The organism is Providencia sp. PROV236, from assembly GCF_033676985.1.
Lineage (GTDB): Bacteria > Pseudomonadota > Gammaproteobacteria > Enterobacterales > Enterobacteriaceae > Providencia > Providencia manganoxydans.
Genome location: NZ_CP096297.1, coordinates 1,954,931 through 1,972,670 on the forward strand (window position 1 = coordinate 1,954,931; position 17,740 = coordinate 1,972,670).

General features: G+C 40.8%; 15 protein-coding genes. 11 read left to right on the forward strand and 4 right to left on the reverse strand.

The genetic code is table 11. The features are described from left to right. The first annotated feature begins 196 nt into the window (after window positions 1-196). Both M1E96_RS08655 and umoD read left to right on the forward strand, forming a co-directional pair. Window positions 197-1,501, forward strand: coding sequence for an NAD(P)/FAD-dependent oxidoreductase (locus M1E96_RS08655; RefSeq protein WP_070927116.1), 1,305 nt, complete (start codon window positions 197-199; stop codon window positions 1,499-1,501). 550 nt (window positions 1,502-2,051) lie between these two features. Then, a complete protein-coding gene (umoD, locus tag M1E96_RS08660) occupies window positions 2,052-2,654 on the forward strand; it encodes a UmoD family flagellar biogenesis regulator (protein WP_349485305.1) in 603 nt (200 codons plus the stop codon). 147 nt (window positions 2,655-2,801) lie between these two features. On the opposite strand, the gene mfd is transcribed toward umoD, so the two are convergent. Continuing rightward, window positions 2,802-6,239: a transcription-repair coupling factor gene (mfd, locus tag M1E96_RS08665; RefSeq protein ID WP_319066503.1), complete on the reverse strand. Its 3,438-nt coding sequence runs from the start codon at window positions 6,237-6,239 to the stop codon at window positions 2,802-2,804. A 196-nt stretch (window positions 6,240-6,435) separates the two neighbouring features. On the opposite strand from mfd, the gene lolC reads away from it, so the two are divergent. The 3 genes from lolC to lolE are packed head-to-tail and all read left to right on the forward strand — an operon-like array spanning window position 6,436 to window position 9,579. Continuing rightward, complete coding sequence (gene lolC / locus M1E96_RS08670) at window positions 6,436-7,638, forward strand: lipoprotein-releasing ABC transporter permease subunit LolC (protein WP_369427493.1); 1,203 nt, start codon at window positions 6,436-6,438, stop codon at window positions 7,636-7,638. Then, complete coding sequence (gene lolD / locus M1E96_RS08675; RefSeq protein ID WP_070927110.1) at window positions 7,631-8,332, forward strand: lipoprotein-releasing ABC transporter ATP-binding protein LolD; 702 nt, start codon at window positions 7,631-7,633, stop codon at window positions 8,330-8,332. The genes lolC and lolD overlap by 8 nt, the downstream gene beginning before the upstream one ends. Continuing rightward, window positions 8,332-9,579: a lipoprotein-releasing ABC transporter permease subunit LolE gene (gene lolE / locus M1E96_RS08680; RefSeq protein ID WP_369427494.1), complete on the forward strand. Its 1,248-nt coding sequence runs from the start codon at window positions 8,332-8,334 to the stop codon at window positions 9,577-9,579. The genes lolD and lolE overlap by 1 nt, the downstream gene beginning before the upstream one ends. Before the next feature lie 44 nt (window positions 9,580-9,623). Here the strand turns inward: lolE and M1E96_RS08685 are convergent, their stop codons facing one another. Together M1E96_RS08685 and M1E96_RS08690 are read right to left on the reverse strand one after the other, a co-directional pair. After that, complete coding sequence (locus M1E96_RS08685; protein WP_272580034.1) at window positions 9,624-10,178, reverse strand: class IV adenylate cyclase; 555 nt, start codon at window positions 10,176-10,178, stop codon at window positions 9,624-9,626. 216 nt (window positions 10,179-10,394) lie between these two features. Next, window positions 10,395-10,892 carry a TIGR00645 family protein gene (locus tag M1E96_RS08690; protein WP_070927107.1) on the reverse strand — a complete coding sequence of 166 codons (498 nt, stop codon included), beginning with the start codon at window positions 10,890-10,892 and terminating at the stop codon, window positions 10,395-10,397. Window positions 10,893-11,248: 356 nt separating this feature from the next. Here M1E96_RS08690 and cobB point away from each other — a divergent pair, with 356 nt between their 5' ends. After that, on the forward strand, window positions 11,249-12,082 hold the full coding sequence (gene cobB / locus M1E96_RS08695) for a Sir2 family NAD+-dependent deacetylase (protein WP_140186042.1): 834 nt from the start codon (window positions 11,249-11,251) through the stop codon (window positions 12,080-12,082). 69 nt (window positions 12,083-12,151) lie between these two features. Here cobB and M1E96_RS08700 read toward each other — a convergent pair whose 3' ends face one another. Continuing rightward, window positions 12,152-12,862: an SDR family oxidoreductase gene (locus tag M1E96_RS08700; RefSeq protein ID WP_272580035.1), complete on the reverse strand. Its 711-nt coding sequence runs from the start codon at window positions 12,860-12,862 to the stop codon at window positions 12,152-12,154. 447 nt (window positions 12,863-13,309) lie between these two features. Here M1E96_RS08700 and ssuE point away from each other — a divergent pair, with 447 nt between their 5' ends. The 5 genes from ssuE (at window position 13,310) to M1E96_RS08725 (ending at window position 17,714) form a co-directional block, all read left to right on the forward strand. Then, window positions 13,310-13,906, forward strand: coding sequence for an NADPH-dependent FMN reductase (ssuE, locus tag M1E96_RS08705; protein ID WP_319066499.1), 597 nt, complete (start codon window positions 13,310-13,312; stop codon window positions 13,904-13,906). Window positions 13,907-13,908: 2 nt separating this feature from the next. After that, on the forward strand, window positions 13,909-14,691 hold the full coding sequence (ssuC, locus tag M1E96_RS08710) for an aliphatic sulfonate ABC transporter permease SsuC (RefSeq protein WP_319066497.1): 783 nt from the start codon (window positions 13,909-13,911) through the stop codon (window positions 14,689-14,691). Further along, complete coding sequence (locus M1E96_RS08715) at window positions 14,685-15,455, forward strand: ATP-binding cassette domain-containing protein (protein WP_337979963.1); 771 nt, start codon at window positions 14,685-14,687, stop codon at window positions 15,453-15,455. The genes ssuC and M1E96_RS08715 overlap by 7 nt, the downstream gene beginning before the upstream one ends. A gap of 12 nt (window positions 15,456-15,467) precedes the next feature. Continuing rightward, window positions 15,468-16,634, forward strand: coding sequence for an FMNH2-dependent alkanesulfonate monooxygenase (gene ssuD / locus M1E96_RS08720; RefSeq protein ID WP_319066493.1), 1,167 nt, complete (start codon window positions 15,468-15,470; stop codon window positions 16,632-16,634). A gap of 153 nt (window positions 16,635-16,787) precedes the next feature. Beyond that, window positions 16,788-17,714 (forward strand): sulfonate ABC transporter substrate-binding protein, encoded by a 927-nt coding sequence (locus M1E96_RS08725; RefSeq protein WP_272580114.1) that lies wholly within the window; start codon window positions 16,788-16,790, stop codon window positions 17,712-17,714. The last annotated feature ends 26 nt before the right edge of the window (window positions 17,715-17,740 follow it).

Sequence of the window (17,740 nt, forward strand, 5' to 3'; positions counted from 1 at the left end):
TAATATGAGCAAAACATGTGATCGCTGTCATATTAATCAGTTAATTTGATATGCATCAATATTTGGTATGACCAAATAACCAAGCGTGGTATTCTGACGTGTCAATAAGGTTTTATCGGTGCTTATTAGTGTTATTTAAGTTTTTTATTTTCAAAAAAGCTTAAATAACATTAATTTATTTTGTAACGAGGAATACATGGCCTTATCTCAACCTAAGATTGTTATTGTGGGTGGCGGTGCGGGTGGCTTAGAGCTAGCAACACGGCTTGGTCGTAAGTTAGGGCGTAAAAAACGCGCTGAAATTACATTGGTTGACCGCAATCCTAGCCACTTATGGAAACCATTGTTGCATGAAGTTGCTACAGGTTCATTAGATGATGGGGTAGATGCACTGAGTTACCTTGCACACGCACGTCATAATGCATTTAATTTTCAATTGGGTTCTTTAACACAAATTGATCGTGATAATAAGAAAATTATTCTTGGTGAGCTGCGCGATAAAAATACAGAGCTATTGGTGCCTGAACGTGAAATTGATTATGACATTTTAGTGATGGCATTAGGCAGCACGTCAAATGATTTCGGAACACCTGGGGTTAAAGAACACTGTATTTTCTTAGATAATCCGCAGCAAGCGCATCGTTTCCATGATGAAATGCTCAACCTATTTTTACGTTATTCTGTACGTGATAACGCAGAAGAAAAAGTGAATATCGCCATTGTTGGTGCAGGAGCGACAGGGGTAGAGCTTTCCGCTGAGTTGTATAACGCAGTCGAGCAATTGACTAGTTATGGTTTTAAAGGGTTAGATACTGACGCGTTGAATGTGACCTTGGTTGAGGCTGGGGAACGTATTTTGCCTGCATTGCCTCCGCGTATTTCGAGTGCAGCCCACCAAGAGTTGAACAAATTAGGCGTTAAAGTATTGACGAAAACCATGGTTACTAGCGCTGATGATGAAGGGCTAAACACGAAAGACGGTGAGAAAATTCGTGCCGACCTGATGGTATGGGCTGCGGGTATCAAAGCACCTGATTTTATGAAAGATATCGCAGGGTTAGAAACCAATCGTATTAACCAATTGGTGGTTAAACCGACATTGCAAACCACGTTAGATGACACTATTTTTGCTATTGGTGACTGTGCTTCCTGTGCGAAACCAGAAGGCGGCTTTGTACCACCTCGTGCACAATCTGCACATCAAATGGCGAGCCGTTGCTATGATAATATTTTAGCGATGATGAAAGATAAGCCTCTCAAAGATTATGTTTATAAAGATCATGGTTCGTTAGTCTCTCTATCGCGTTTCAGCACGGTAGGTAGCTTAATGGGTAACCTAATGCGTGGTGATATGATGGTGGAAGGACGCATTGCCCGTTTTGTCTATATTTCGCTGTATCGCATGCACCAAATCGCACTTCATGGTTACATCAAGACAGGTTTAATGATGTTAGTTGGCAGTATTAACCGCATTATTCGACCGAAATTAAAGCTGCATTAATTTTTGAGTGTGAATATTTAAATTGACGAGTCCTCGCATTTAGCGAGGGCTTTTGAATTAAAAATATAATTAATAGTATTGAAATAATATGCTGATAATTATTTATTCACAGGATAATAATTGATTGAAATAAAAGATTAGCTTTGGTTTATTTTATTTTAGCATGATAAATGCTGCGAAATAAAAATGATTATTACAATGGTATATTTACTTAAAATATTGAGCTAGATCAATGAGTGAAGATGAATCTAACTGTGGCTTTATTGATTTAGTAACGGATATGACTAAGTTAAATTTATTCTAACTTGGTCTATATTAAGAAAAATCTAAAACTTTCATTTATATTGACAGTAGTTATCGAATTTTAAAAACGAATGGATACAATGAACATATATTCATCATACTCCAAGTTGCAACGTTGCTGAACGCTGTTCATTCACGCTAATCGCACACTTAGGTATGCTCTTAGCGTTTTATGTACTTGTTACCTAGCTGCACCTCGGATTATGTAGAGTATATTTTTTGTTTCTGTTTTTAATAAGGGCAAGCTATGAAGCTAAAATATAAGTTGCTATTAGCCGCTATGGTTATTTGCCTCATTATTATCACAGCAATTTTCATATTATCTTCATCACAGAAAAATAATAGGATAGCAACGGTACTTTCAACGGAGCCCATTAAATCGCATCGCTTAATCGAAACTGAAAATTGCTCAGTCATTGGCGTGCTAGAGGGCTTTAGCCAAGAGTACTTATCGCGTTACCATCCTGCGCAAAATGAATGCAAACTGTTTTTTCTAATTGAAACACTGCAAACGAATGGATTTCCACCACCGGTTGAAAAGAAATACCGTAACTGTGTGGTTACTCAGAAAGTTGAACAAATCGTGGTAGGGTATGATGTGGTGTATCGGATTGGTAATACCTTAGGTAAGGTACGAGCACCTTATGATCCAGGTTTATTTATTCCTCTTGATAGTGACGGTCGTTTAAAGCTAACCGCATCGAGTGGCCAGATGTGCGAAAACGCTCGCAACAATGTTGATGCATTAGTGCCTTTTTATTGTGTGAAATTAGATGAGCCTAATGGTAATTCACTGAATAAAGTGGTTGAGATCTATCCGGGCAAGAACACTTATGCCTATTTTGAATGATTGTGTAAATGTCCGTGAAATTTCAAGTGGTAATACTTTTCACTCATTGTTTAGTTGAATATCGAACTCTCTTTAGCAAAAGTAATCTCTAAAATTGCCCTCCAATAATTGGACAATCAATTACTGGGGGGCTGTTTTATGGGCTAATTAATCAAGTAAGTTATCAGAAAAATCACGTAGCAGTTGCTTGATAAAATCAATGCGCGTGACCCTGTCACTTAAATCAATTACAAACTTCAATTTCACTGGGCCATCAAGACGGAAGGTTTTAGGCTGGTTTTGTAATAAACTAATTAAGAAATTAGGTGAAACTTTGTTTTTCTCACTAAACTCGATAAACCCGCCTTGCTCATGTGCTTCAATACGTTTAATGCCTAGCTTTTCAGCTTCTAAACGGATAGCTGCGCTAGCAAGTAAAAATTTCCCTGCATCAGGTAACGTTCCAAAGCGATCAATTAATTCAATACGCAGTTCACTCAGTTCATCTTCATCACGGGCACTGGCAATGCGTTTATAAAATGACAGGCGAATATTTACATCATGAATGTATTCATCGGGGAGGAGAACTGGCATGCGTAGCTCAACTTCCGTCTGCTGGTTAATTAAATCCTCTAGTGAAGGTTCCCGTCCATCTTTTAGTGCATCGACGGCACTTTCAAGCAACTCCATATACAAGGTGAAGCCAATCGTGGTCATTTGCCCACTTTGATCTTCGCCAAGGAGTTCACCTGCACCACGAATTTCAAGATCATGAGTCGCAAGGGCAAAACCTGCACCTAAATCTTCCAGTGATGAAATCGCTTCCAGTCGTTTATGCGCATCGGTGGTCATCGCTTTCGGGTGTGGCGTGAGTAAGTAGGCGTAAGCTTGATGATGTGAACGACCGACACGACCACGCAATTGATGCAATTGTGCTAAACCAAAGTGGTCGGCACGCTCAATAATAATGGTATTGGCGGTTGGAATATCGATACCTGTTTCAATAATGGTGGTACAAATCAAAACATTGAAGCGTTGGTGATGAAAATCACTCATCACACGTTCAAGTTCACGCTCACGCATTTGCCCGTGACCAACAACAAAACGTGCTTCGGGTACTAATTCTTCAAGACGTTTTTTGGCTTTCTCAATATTTTCAACATCATTGTAAAGGTAATAAACTTGCCCACCACGCAAGGTTTCACGCAGAATCGCTTCTCTAACCACAAGATCATCATATTGGCGCACAAAGGTTTTTACCGCTAAGCGGCGAGCGGGTGGTGTGGCAATAATCGATAAATCACGCATACCACTCATCGCCATATTCAAGGTTCGTGGGATAGGTGTCGCCGTTAGGGTCAAGATATCAACATCTGCACGCATTGCTTTGATGCGTTCTTTATGGCGAACACCAAAACGATGCTCTTCATCGACGACGAGCAAGCCGAGATCATGCCACACCAAATCACTTTGCAGTAATTTATGAGTACCAATCAAAATATCGACTTTACCTTCGGCTGCTTCTGCAATGATTTGTTGTTGCTCTTTGGCGGTTTTAAAGCGTGACAGCATTTCAATTCTGACAGGCCAATTGGCGAAGCGATCACGGAAGTTATCATAATGCTGCTGGGCGAGTAGCGTGGTCGGTACTAATACCGCAACTTGCTTGTTATTATTGATAGCTAAGAAGGCTGCACGCATAGCGACTTCTGTTTTACCAAAGCCAACATCACCACAGACTAAACGATCCATCGCTATGGGTTGGCACATATCACTGAGTACTGCGTTGATAGCTTGCTCTTGGTCAGGAGTGGTTTCAAATGGGAAGCCTTGGCAGAACTCTTGATATTGCTCTTTATCATGTTTAAAGGCAAAACCAGGTTTTGCTGCGCGCTGAGCATAGATATCGAGTAGCTCAGCGGCGACATCACGCACTTTTTCGGCCGCTTTTTGACGTGCTTTGCCCCAACTGTCACTACCTAAACGATGTAGTGGCGCATTTTCGTCAGCGCCACCTGAATAGCGGCTAATTAGATGTAGTGATGAAACAGGGACATACAGTTTGTCATTCCCTGCGTAAGTTAATATTAAATACTCAGCTTTGATGCCACCTGCTTCGAGGGTTGTAAGACCCTGATAACGACCAACACCGTGTTCGATATGGACGACCGGTTGACCGGGGCGCAGTTCTGCAAGGTTACGGATCAGCGTATCTGTATTGATAGTACGGCGATGGTCACTGCGGCGACGGACAACACGTTCACCCAATAAATCGCTTTCACAAATTAACGCTTTATGTGGCTGAATAAAACCATGCTCAGCGGCTCCAACCATGATAGCAAAACGATTGTCTGTAGTATTAAAGTAATCATTAATAATATCAGGCCGAATTTTTAAACGGCCGAGCAATTCAGTCACCGTTTCACGACGTCCTTCACTCTCAACGGAGAAAATCACTGTACCTTCGAAATGCTCAATAAATTGGCGCAGTTTTTCAAGCGGTTGCTTGCTTTGCCCTTGAGTGCTGATATCGGGTAATGGCTGATAATCTAAGTTGGTATTGGCCGCTTTATCCGCCAATGTCTCAGTCGATAATTGTACACGCGGCCATTTTTTGAGGGCTTGATTAAGTTGTTCAACCGTTAGCCATAACTCAGCAGGGGGTAACAATGGTCGCATAGGATCGACACCACGGCTCTCAAAGCGTTGTTGTGTATCTATTTGAAAGCGTTCCGCGGCTTCTTGGTATTGTTGCGAGATAAATAACGTATTTTCTGGTAAATATTCGAACAATGAAGGTAATGGTTGGCTAAAAAATAACGGTTGCCAATATTCGATCCCCGTAGGTAAGGTCTTTTTACTGACTTGTTGATAAATGTGTTCAGGATCACGTCTGACTTCAAAACGTTCGCGCCATTGGCTACGAAAGCGTTCAATGGCGTCTTTGTCAGTAGGGAATTCATGTGCAGGGAGTAAATTAATACTAACCACTTCCTCAAGGGTTCTTTGGCTGTCGACATCGAAGGTCCGCAAACTATCAATTTCATCATCAAAGAAGTCAATACGGTAGGGTAATGAACTGCCCATTGGGAATAAATCTAATAATGCGCCTCGTGTAGCGTATTCACCGTGTTCTAAGACTTGTTCAACATGGCGATAACCCGCTTTGTCGAGTTCATCACGTAAATTATCGCGAGAAAGTTTATCGCCTTTTGCCATGACCAGCGCATGGCCGGTGAGAAACGCTGCGGGACAAACTTTTTGCATCAAGGTATTGACCGGTAAGATCAAAACCCCTTTTTGCATACTTGGTAAGCGATATAAGGTAGACAAACGCTGTGAAATAATTTCTTGATGAGGGGAAAAATTGTCATAAGGTAAGGTTTCCCAGTCAGAAAGCGTTTCGATTGGCAGTTTGGTAAACTGTTGGATTTCATCGCGTAGTCGTAAGGTATTTTGCATATCCCTTGTGACTAACACCACAGGACCTTGATGACGTTCCATCATCTGTGCACACTCAAGTGCGCCCGCAGCCCCAATCAAGCATCCTAAATGGCGGACATCACCACCGCGAGTAGGGAGTTCGTAACGATATTTTGAAGACATAAAAATATTCGGTTTCTCAATGGATCAGTATGGTCAATAACCTGTTTTACCCCGTAAATTGTCTGAAAGTAAGACAAACAGGCCATGCCAATAAGAAAAAAAACCACAAAACCGGGGCCGGGTGGTTCCATTCATCATTCGTACCCTTTATTATCCCTGAACACTTCGCTTTGGCAACAGGGGCGTTACAGTTTTCATGTCTCAATCTGTCTCAATATTTATAGGTCTACGTTATATGCGTGGACGAGCAGCCGATAAATTCGGCCGTTTTGTATCCAGTTTATCAGCGATAGGTATCACGTTAGGGGTTGCAGCATTGATCACTGTGACCTCTGTCATGAATGGATTCGAACGTTCGCTACAAGATAGCATACTTGCTTATATGCCGCAGGCGGTTTTAACGTCGGCGTCAGGGCATATCGATCCCAAAAAATACCCCGTTACAGATCTTCAGCATCTCGAAGGGGTTAATCATATCGCCCCAATAGTGCAATCAGATGTTGTGCTGCAAAGCCGTTCGAATGTTGGCGTAGGTATGATGGTGGGTATTACCTCAGATGAGCGATCACCACTTTTGGACAACTTGGTTAATGGCCAGCGTGCAGATTTGGTGGCGGGTCAATATCGTGTTTTTTTAGGCCAAAAACTCGCTGAAAATTTAGGATTAAAACGCGGTGATGAAGTACGCCTAATCATACCGGGTGTTAGTCAGTTGACCCCGATGGGACGCATTCCTAGTCAGCGGTTATTTACCGTTGCAGGGTTGTTCCAGACTAATGGTGAAGCGGATTCAAGTGAATTGATTGTGGCACAAAATGATGCCGCAAGAATGATGCGCTATCCACAAGGGGATATCACTGGCTGGCGGTTGTTTTTAGATCAACCTTTGAAAGTCGATGTTTTAAGCCAACAAACATTACCTGAAGGTTTGGTGTGGACTGATTGGCGTGAGCGTAAAGGGGAATTTTTCCAAGCCGTTAAAATGGAAAAAAACATGATGGGGCTATTATTAAGTCTGATTATTGCCGTTGCCGCTTTTAACATCATCACTTCGTTATCACTGCTAGTTATGGAAAAACAAGCTGAAGTCGCCATTTTAAAGACTTTAGGTCTTAAACGAGGGCGTATTTTAGCGATCTTTATGATCCAAGGTGCGGGGGCTGGGGTGATTGGCTCACTGGTTGGTGCATTGCTCGGTATCTTGCTATCCAGTCAATTGAACTTTTTGATGCCGCTATTCGGATTATTACCAAAAGGGGTTCAATTGCCTATTCAACTTGATTTTTCAGGTATTTTGATTATTGCGATATCCGCAATGCTAATTTCGCTGCTGGCAACGCTGTATCCTTCTTGGCGTGCTGCGGCTGTGCAACCTGCTGAGGCATTACGTTATGAATAAACAACCACTTCTTGTCTGTGAACATTTGAGTAAGGTCTATCAAGAAGGGGCGTTATCGACGCAAGTGTTAAACGATGTCTGCTTTTCGATTAATGAAGGTGAAATGATGGCCATTGTCGGAAGTTCAGGCTCCGGCAAAAGTACTTTACTTCATTTGTTAGGAGGGCTTGATACCCCTTCTGAGGGCGAAGTAATCTTCCGTGGTCAACATATCAACCGTTTATCATCTGATCAGCGTGCCGCTATTCGTAATAAAGATCTCGGTTTTATTTATCAATTTCACCATTTGCTGCCTGATTTTACCGCTCTGGAAAATGTCGCTATGCCATTGCTGATTGGTGGTATCAATAAAACGGATGCATTTAATCGAGCAACTAAAATGTTGGATGCGGTTGGGCTAGCACATCGTTCAGGTCATCGTCCTTCAGAACTTTCTGGTGGTGAACGTCAGCGTGTGGCGATTGCACGTGCACTGGTGAATGAACCTGCGTTGGTAATGGCTGATGAACCAACAGGTAACCTTGATTTGCGCAATGCAGATGCCATTTTTGAGTTGTTAGGCGAATTGAATAAGACCCAAGGCACGGCATTTCTTGTGGTCACTCATGACATGAAATTAGCGCATCGCTTGTCACGGCAACTTGAAATGCGAGATGGCCACTTACAGTCAGATATCACACTAGGGGCAGTGTAATGTCAGGATTGCCTTTAACTCTACTGACCGCGATACGTTTTAGCCGAGGACGCCGCCGTACAGGTATGGTTTCACTGGTTTCTATCGTATCGACATTGGGTATTGTACTGGGTGTTGCGGTATTGATTATCGGCTTAAGTGCAATGAATGGTTTTGAACGTGAGCTAGAAAACCGCGTGTTATCAGTGGTTCCTCATGGGCAAATATATGCAGTGAAAGCACCTTATCAAGACTGGCAGTATGCAGAGAAGGTGATTAGTAATACCCCTGGGGTGAAAGCTGTTAGCCCTTATGTTGGTTTTACTGGCTTACTGGAGCGTGGTGCAAATCTTAAAGCGATTCAAGTGATGGGGGTTTCTCCTGAAACCGAATCGGATGTGAGTGCATTACCTAAATTTGTGCTTGATGATGCATGGAAGGATTTTAAAGCAGGTAAACAATCAATTATCTTAGGCCAAGGGGTCGCAAATTCATTAAATGTGAAAGTGGGGGATTGGGTTACTATCATGATCCCAAATACCGACCCGAGTATGAAAATACAGCAACCCAAGCGGATCCGTGTTCAAGTAACGGGTATTTTCCGCCTAAGTGGCTTATTAGATCATCAATTGGCGCTGATCCCGCTTGCCGATGCACAGCAATATTTAGATTATGGTGATGGCATTACAGGATTTGAAATCAAAGCCGATAATCCCTTTGAAGCCGATAAGGTGGTGTATGATGCAGGCCTGAAAACGATGCATCATGTGGTCGTGAAAAGTTGGATTGGTGATTATGGCTACATGTATAGCGATATTCAAATGGTTCGCAGTATCATGTATCTCGCCATGATCCTCGTCATCGGTGTCGCTTGTTTTAATATTGTTTCGACATTAGTGATGGCCGTGAAAGATAAAAGTAACGATATTGCGGTATTGCGTACTTTGGGCGCAAAAGATCGGCAAATTCGTGCGATTTTTCTCTGGTATGGTTTGTTGAGCGGTTTGGTGGGGTCATTAATTGGAGCAGTACTTGGAGTGGTTGTTTCACTCAATTTAACCACCATGCTCAAAGGGCTGGAATATGTAATTGGTCATCCTATTTTATCGGGTGATGTTTATTTTATTGATTTTCTACCGTCGCAATTACATCCATTAGATGTGGTTTATGTTCTGCTCACTACTGTTATATTGAGTCTAATTGCTAGCTGGTATCCGGCGCGTCGTGCCAGTAAGTTAGATCCAGCACGTATTTTAAGCGGTCAATAATCTATCATTGGCTGAGCGGCTAAAACCCACTCAGCCTCTTTCTTTTATTTTGCATTCTGATGAGCTTGGTGGATTTGCTTATAGCTGCGCCTTTCAATTAATGTTTCAGTAAAACCATATTGTCTGGCGAGCAACATCATTTGCTGCTTCAATTCAGGTAATTGCGATTTTTCATCAGTCATGATGGCGAATTCAGCAAACCAACCAATATCCGCTAAATGGTCAATAGTAATATGCGCTTCACCTAGAAAGTAAATACTGCGTGTTTTCGTTGTGGTGAGATGACATTGATAACCTAAAGTGGTAAGCATGCTCTTAACATGATTGCAATCGTCAATATCAATGGCTTTACACTCAGATGTCGCAGGGCCTTTGACTATCCAGAGTTTGATCCCTGATGGCGACATTTCACGAACTGACATACTGATACCTTGCTGAGCTAGAGGGGTGTTTGGATTATCAAAAAAATAGTCTGTCTCAGTATTATTTTCAGTAAAGATTTCTGCACCATCAGCCATAATCTGTTGCAAAAATTGCTGATGGTTTAATAACTTAAATTTGATTTCTGCTTCATATTTGCCAACGAAATGATTACTCATGGCTTATCCTAGTGCTCAGTGAATTAGCGGCTATTTATGGCATGTTGGCTAGGTTTATCCACACCGGTCGGAGTGTCGTCAATGTTCCTAGCGCTTTGGCCTCATTGTACCTTGAATTATTTAGGGAGCATTTTCGCTTAAAAGAGGGGGTAATGTAGGTGTTTAAGTGCGTTAACCTCGCTTGGTTACGTCAATTTCGCGACCAAGCGAGTATGATTATTTGGTTTTTTTCATGATAGATTGATCTAAATAACCCATCACAAATGCTGACAAAACAAAGGTTAAGTGAATGATCACATACCACATTAATTTATTGTCAGGGACATTTTGTGAATTCATGAATATTTTCAATAGATGGATTGACGAAATGGCGACGATAGACGCTGCAACTTTATTTTTTAACGATGTTGCATCCATTTTACCTAACCAACCTAACTTTTCGCTGCTATCGGGGATATTAAGCTGAGAAACAAAGTTTTCATAGCCTGAGAACATCACCATGACGAGTAAGCCACCGACGAGTGCCATATCTATCAGTGACAATAAAATCAGTATCAAATCTGCTTCTGGGATCGAAAAAATATTGGGGAGCACATGCCAAAGCTCTTGGAAGAACTTGATTGACAGGGCAAGTAACGTTAAAGAAAGGCCAAAATAGATAGGAGCAAGTAACCAACGTGATGCATACATGGCTCTTTCAAAGAATTTTTCCATACAAACCTTTTAGATGTATTAATCAGACAGTGTGGGTTAGTGCTATTTTAGCTTGTCTTTATTCGAACTTCGATAATTAAGAGTATATTTTTGTCGGAGTTGTGTGAAATATTTGTTAAGTCTACTTCCTCACAAATTTTAATGTTATTGGTTGTGTTATGTTAACATTCCAATTAGCGTTATATATTCATCATACTTCAGGTTGCAGCGTTGTTGACGACATCTATTTGCACTCGTCACATAGCTATCTCAGCTCTCAGCGACTTATTCATTTATCGCCTAGCTGCATCTTGAATTGTTTGGAGTATAAGCAGGTATTTTTAAAAGGTTTTTGGCATAAAGGAAGTGTATCGATGTTGCGATTTCGTCATAGATTAAAGAAATTTAAAAAAATTAAAACATTACGCCGTCAAAGATTTCGCAACCGTTCTTTTTACAGTGAAAATAGAATGTTTAATATGAAAAATGTGAAAGTGGTTGTATTAACAGGAGCTGGAATTTCCGCAGAATCAGGGATCAAAACATTTCGTTCCACTGATGGTTTATGGGAAGAACACCGTGTTGAAGATGTTGCAACACCAGAGGGGTTTGCTCGAGATCCTCAATTAGTGCAAAGCTTTTACAATGAGCGCCGTCGTCAGCTACAGCAAGACAGTATTAAGCCTAACTCTGCACATTATGCCTTAGCACAATTAGAAGACTTGTTGGGAGATAATTTCTTACTTGTCACTCAAAATATAGATAACTTACACGAACGAGCGGGTAGTAAGCGTATTATTCATATGCATGGTGAACTATTAAAAGTACGCTGTAGTTGGTCTAATCAGGTTGTGGAATGGAAAGGTGACTTATCAGTAACGGAACGCTGTCATTGTTGTCAATTTCCTCAGCCGCTAAGACCACATATTGTTTGGTTTGGTGAAATGCCAATCGGTATGGATCAAATTTATCAGGCGATAGAAGGCGCCACGATTTTTATTGCGATTGGAACCTCTGGACACGTTTATCCTGCGGCAGGTTTTGTGCATGAGGCGAAACTCAACGGTGCTCATACGGTTGAATTAAACTTAGAGCCGAGTCAGGTAGAAAGTGAGTTTGATGAAAAACACTATGGCCTCGCCAGTAAAGTCGTGGTTGATTATATCAACCACTTAATTACCGAGCTGAGTATGACGAGTGATAGCCATTAGATGTGGGTTATACTCTAAATTATTTGAGATGCAGTCAACAACCCTGCATCTTGAAGTATGACGAGTATATTACACATTTTTATCCAGCATTGCGGGCATGGTGATCTCTTTGACACAGCTTGCATGGCTGGTACTTAAAATAAATTTGACCGCATTTAATACATCTTGTAGTGGGATCAACGAACCTTCTGTATGTGAAATAACCTCATCTACAGGCACAGATAATGGGTATTCAGTGGCTAAATAACCTAAGTTCAGCACTGAAATACCTATTTGATCTTGACGTAAAGTCTCTCGAAGTGATTGCGCAATACCGCGTAAAGCATATTTAGAGGCAGAAAATGCAACTTCATGGCCATTATGGTTATCTAGCCCCCACGTCGAGCCGATTAAAATGATTTTACTATTGGTTCCTCGACGCAGATTCGGTAGCATCGCTTTTAGATGCAATATACAAGCACTGATATTGGTTTGGATCATCGTCAATATTTCAGTATCTGTTGTCGTTTCAAAGTGATATTCGTCGCTAAACGCATGTTTTTCCCAGATGCCAACGTTGTAGATCAAGCAATCGATGGGCACGTCTTGCAAGCTCCGTTTAACCACTTCTGCGGAGCTTGCTTCGGACAAATCAGTTTGGATCCAGTGAAAACGATCACTAACAAATGGAGGGCATGAGCGTGATACCCCATAGAGAGTATCTTGTTTACTCGGTATGCCTTCTACCAGAGCCTTACCGAGCCCTTTACTAACGCCATAAACTAAAAAGTTCTTTGCCATTATTTTTCTCTGCTATTTTAATTATTTTACGTTGAATTAATTGAAGCGGCAGTATACCTGAATAGAAGCTATAACCTGTTGATTTTTAGTGGCATGCTGTTCATACGTTAAGTTGCCGACTTGTACACACCAATACAGATAAAATGTCATTAGTGTAAACTCATTTATGGTTAAAAAAGCAATGAGTAATAAATTAAACAAATGACTAATAAAATAGAGAGTATTTACTTTAATATAAATTTAATGAATGTTAGTGCTATATTAAAAGTTTTTCCTTTATAGATTAATATTAATCTCTTTGGTTTAAAAGGTTTTATATTTTGTTCTATTATAGAGGAAAAAATTCTTATACAAATTAGTGTCTGGCTAATAACAAATAATTATTTCTTTCTCATTGGCTAACTCGCTAAATATTAATGATGATTAGTTATTTATAGCGAGATTGATATGAAAATTCTGATTATTTCAGGTAGCCCAACGTTGCGATCGCGTTCATCTGCCTTACTCGATTATGCACAGCAATGGTTAAGTCAATATGATTGGGAAATCTATCGGGTGAGTGTGAGTGAATTCGATGCAAATGTATTAGTGAAAGCAGAATATCAGCACTCTCAGATACAAGCATTTATTCAAAGAGTTAAACAAGCAGATGGTATTATTATTGCTTCACCCGTTTATCAATCATCTTACAGTGGTGTATTAAAATCGGTGATTGATTTATTGCCACAAGGTGCATTTGCCAATAAAACCGTATTACCTATTATGTCTGGTGGTAGTGAATGTCACCGATTAGCTTTAGATTATGCGCTGAAACCTTTATTAGTGACGCTAAAAACAGAGGAAATTATTAGTGGTATATATATCAGTGATAATCAGTCTCACTATTCAGAGATTAATAAGAAATATATATTTTCTAATGAAGTTATCGAACGTATAAATAATAACTTACATAATTTTTATCAATCACTGTATAAAAATAAAATTCAAGTTGAAAACTTTACAATAAAAGCTAAGCCACACTCGATTATTGAATTGAGAGGATAAAAATGAATTATCAACGTAATATAATTTTGAGTTGGTTAGTACCACTCGGTTTACTGGTAATTTGGCAATTTTCTGTGAGTACAGGTTGGCTATCAAATCGGATATTACCAGAACCCTTGCAGGTAATGCATGCAGGTTGGGGATTAATAAAAAGTGGTGAGTTATGGACAAATATGGCTGTCAGTACTTTGCGTGCCTCGATAGGTTTTATAATAGGCGGAACAATAGGGCTTATTTTAGGGTTGATTACAGGATTATCGCGTTTGGGTGAAACCTTATTAGATAGCTCAATACAGATGATCCGCAATATTCCACATTTGGCACTTATCCCGCTGGTTATTTTATGGTTTGGTATTGATGAGCGAGCAAAAATATTTCTTGTTGCATTAGGGACTTTTTTTCCTATCTATCTAAATACATTACATGGCATAAAACATCTTGATCGCGGTTTGATTGAAATGGCGAGAAGTTACGGATTAAGTGGGTACCAACTATTTCATCACGTTATTTTTCCTGGTGCATTACCATCAATATTAGTCGGTATTCGTTTCTCACTTGGGTTGATGTGGTTGACACTGATTGTCGCTGAAACAATTTCTGCAAATGCAGGGATTGGTTATTTAGCCATGAATGCGCGCGAGTTCCTGAGAACCGATATCGTGGTATTCACCATTATTGTCTATGCCTTACTCGGTAAAACGGCAGATTGGCTAACTTATTTATTAGAGGTTGTCCTACTGCGTTGGCATCCCGCTTGGCAGAAAAAAGAGGTCACTGCATCATGACAACTGACGTAAATGCAGGGATCACTGTAAATATTAATCGTCTCACTCATCGGTTTGGGTCAAATGAAGTACTCAAATCACTTAGCCTGACTATTCCTTCAGGGCAGTTTGTCACCATTGTTGGGCACAGTGGTTGTGGCAAAAGTTCCTTATTACGGTTAATTGCTAATCTCGATTTACCAACATCAGGGGAAATCACAGCTGAAAAGCTATCGCTAAGCGATTTTTACCGTAATACACGCATGATGTTTCAAGAGCCACGATTACTGCCATGGAAAAAAGTCATTGATAACGTTGGGCTAGGATTAACAGGAAAGTGGACTAATCAGGCGTTAGAGGCTTTGGATGCGGTCGGGTTAGCTGATAAAGCCAACGAATGGCCAGCCACGTTATCAGGGGGGCAGAAACAGCGAGTCGCATTAGCAAGAGCCCTGATCCACCAGCCACGCTTGTTATTACTCGATGAGCCGTTAGGAGCACTTGATGCATTGACTCGCATCGAAATGCAGCAACTGATTATTAAGTTATGGCAACAGCACCAATTTACTATTGTGCTTGTGACACATGATGTGCACGAGGCGGTATTTACCTCTGAACGGGTGTTGATGTTAAAGGATGGCGGGGTGTATTTCGATTTACAGGTTAATGAAGAGTATCCCAGAGCCTTGACTAACCCTCGTTTGGGCGCGCTCGAAGCGAAAGTATTGAATGCACTCACTGAATTTGAACATTATGACGTTCAAGCTCCGGTAATTATTGAATAAATAGGAATCTATATGACAAAACAGCAAGATTTACAGTTATTTTGGTTTTTACCAACGCATGGAGAAGGGCGCTATTTAGGGACGCAAAAAGGTGGACGTTCAGTAACATTGCCTTATTTACAGCAAATTGCTATTGCGGCGGACAGTCTAGGTTTTCATGGTGTTTTGATCCCAACAGGAAAAAGCTGTGAAGACTCATGGTTAATAGCAGCAGCATTAGTTTCGGTAACTAAGCAATTACGCTTTTTAGTGGCAGTTAGGCCAGGGCTGCAACCCCCATCACTTGCTGCTCGAATGGCATCTACCTTGGATAGGCTATCTGATGGGCGGTTATTAGTGAATGTTGTCACTGGTGGTGATCCAACAGAAAACAAAGGTGATGGAATATTCCTCGAACATTCAGAACGCTATGAAGTCACAGAGGAATTTTTAGAAGTATACAAACGCCTGATCCGTGGCGAACAGCAGGTAAATTATCAGGGAAAACATATTCATGTTGAAAATGCAGGATTACTGTTTCCGCCAGTACAACCATTTGGACCACCCCTGTATTTTGGCGGTTCATCTCCTGCTGCTTTAACGGTTGCAGCCAAGCACATAGATGCCTATTTGACGTGGGGAGAGCCCGTTGCTGATGTGGCTGAAAAAATTGCAGCCGTACAGCAACTTGCTGATGAAAGGGGAAATCACTTGGAGTTTGGTATTCGTTTACATGTCATTGTTCGTGAAACCGAACAAGAAGCGATCGATGCAGCGAATAAACTGATTTCGCATCTTGATGATGAAACAATTGCCCAAGCTCAGTCCATTTTTGCTCGTATGGATTCTGCGGGTCAGGCTCGCATGCAAGCACTTCATAATGGCTCTAAAGATAATTTATTTATTGCGCCTAATTTGTGGGCAGGTATTGGTTTAGTTCGTGGTGGCGCAGGGACCGCTTTAGTGGGTTCTCCTGAACAAGTTGCAGAGCGGATCAGAGAATATCAGGCATTAGGCATTAGCAAGTTTATTTTTTCGGGCTACCCACATTTAGAGGAAGCACATCGTTTTGCAGAGTTAGTCATGCCTTTATTGGGAGAACAAAAAGGGGTCTCATTGCCGAGATCAGGTTTCAATACTGGGCCATTTGGCGAAACGATCGCAAATGATTTAAGGCCAAAGCAGGTAAGCGCTAGCTAGATAGTAAGTGATTTGCTGCACATTTAAATGACCCATGAATAAGCACACAAGATGACATTTTATTTCTTAGTCCAAGAACTGCGCCTGAAGTATGACGGCTAGAAACTATTTGAGCTAACTTATTTTATTAGGAGCTTTATTGTGAAAAAACTAATGTTATTTGCCTCATTATTAGTGGTTTCCATCTACTCCAGTTTTTCTTTTGGGGAAGTAAAAACGATTAATATTGGCTATCAAAAGGCGAATATTTTTGCATTATTAAAATATCGAGGCACATTAGAAAACGAATTTAAAAAACATGATGTCAATATTCGTTGGATTGAGTTTCCTGCTGGTCCACAAATGTTGGAAGGATTGAACGTTGGGAGTATTGATTTAGCGGCGACAGGGGATGCGCCACCAATATTTGCTCAAGCGGCACAAGCTGATTTTGTTTACTTAGGTCATTCCCCTGCTAATCCAAAATCAGAAGCAATAATCGTACCTAATGATTCATCAATAAAATCGATCAATGATTTAAAAGGGAAGCGAGTTGCATTAAATAAAGGCTCTGATGTGAATTATTTGCTGGTGGCTGCATTACAACATGCAGGGCTTAACTATAGGGATATTACCCCTGTTTATTTACCACCGTCAGATGCGAGAGCAGCCTTTGAAAAAGGGGTTGTCGATGCATGGGCGATTTGGGATCCTTTTTTGGCAGAAGTGGAAACTAATTTGCCGGTACACCAAATTGTTAACGGTGAAAATTTAGTTCCTCATTACACATTCTTCCTCGCTAGCCGTCATTTCGCTGAAAAAAGCCCTAAGTATGCAGAAGTCATCATTGAGCAGCTCGTCAAGCAAAGTGAATGGGCGAATACGCATCCACAAGAAACAGCGGAAATATTAGCGGTATCAACGGGTCTAGATAAAGCGATATGGTTAAAAGCATTACAACGTGCACAGTATGGATTTAAGCGTATGGATGATGAGACATTGGTAGGACAACAAAAAATTGCGGATATATTCACAAAAATAGGGCTCATTCCTAACGCCGTTGATGTTAAACAAGCACGATGGGTATCTGAGGTCAATTAATCTTATTAATAAAGAAAATTCAAGCA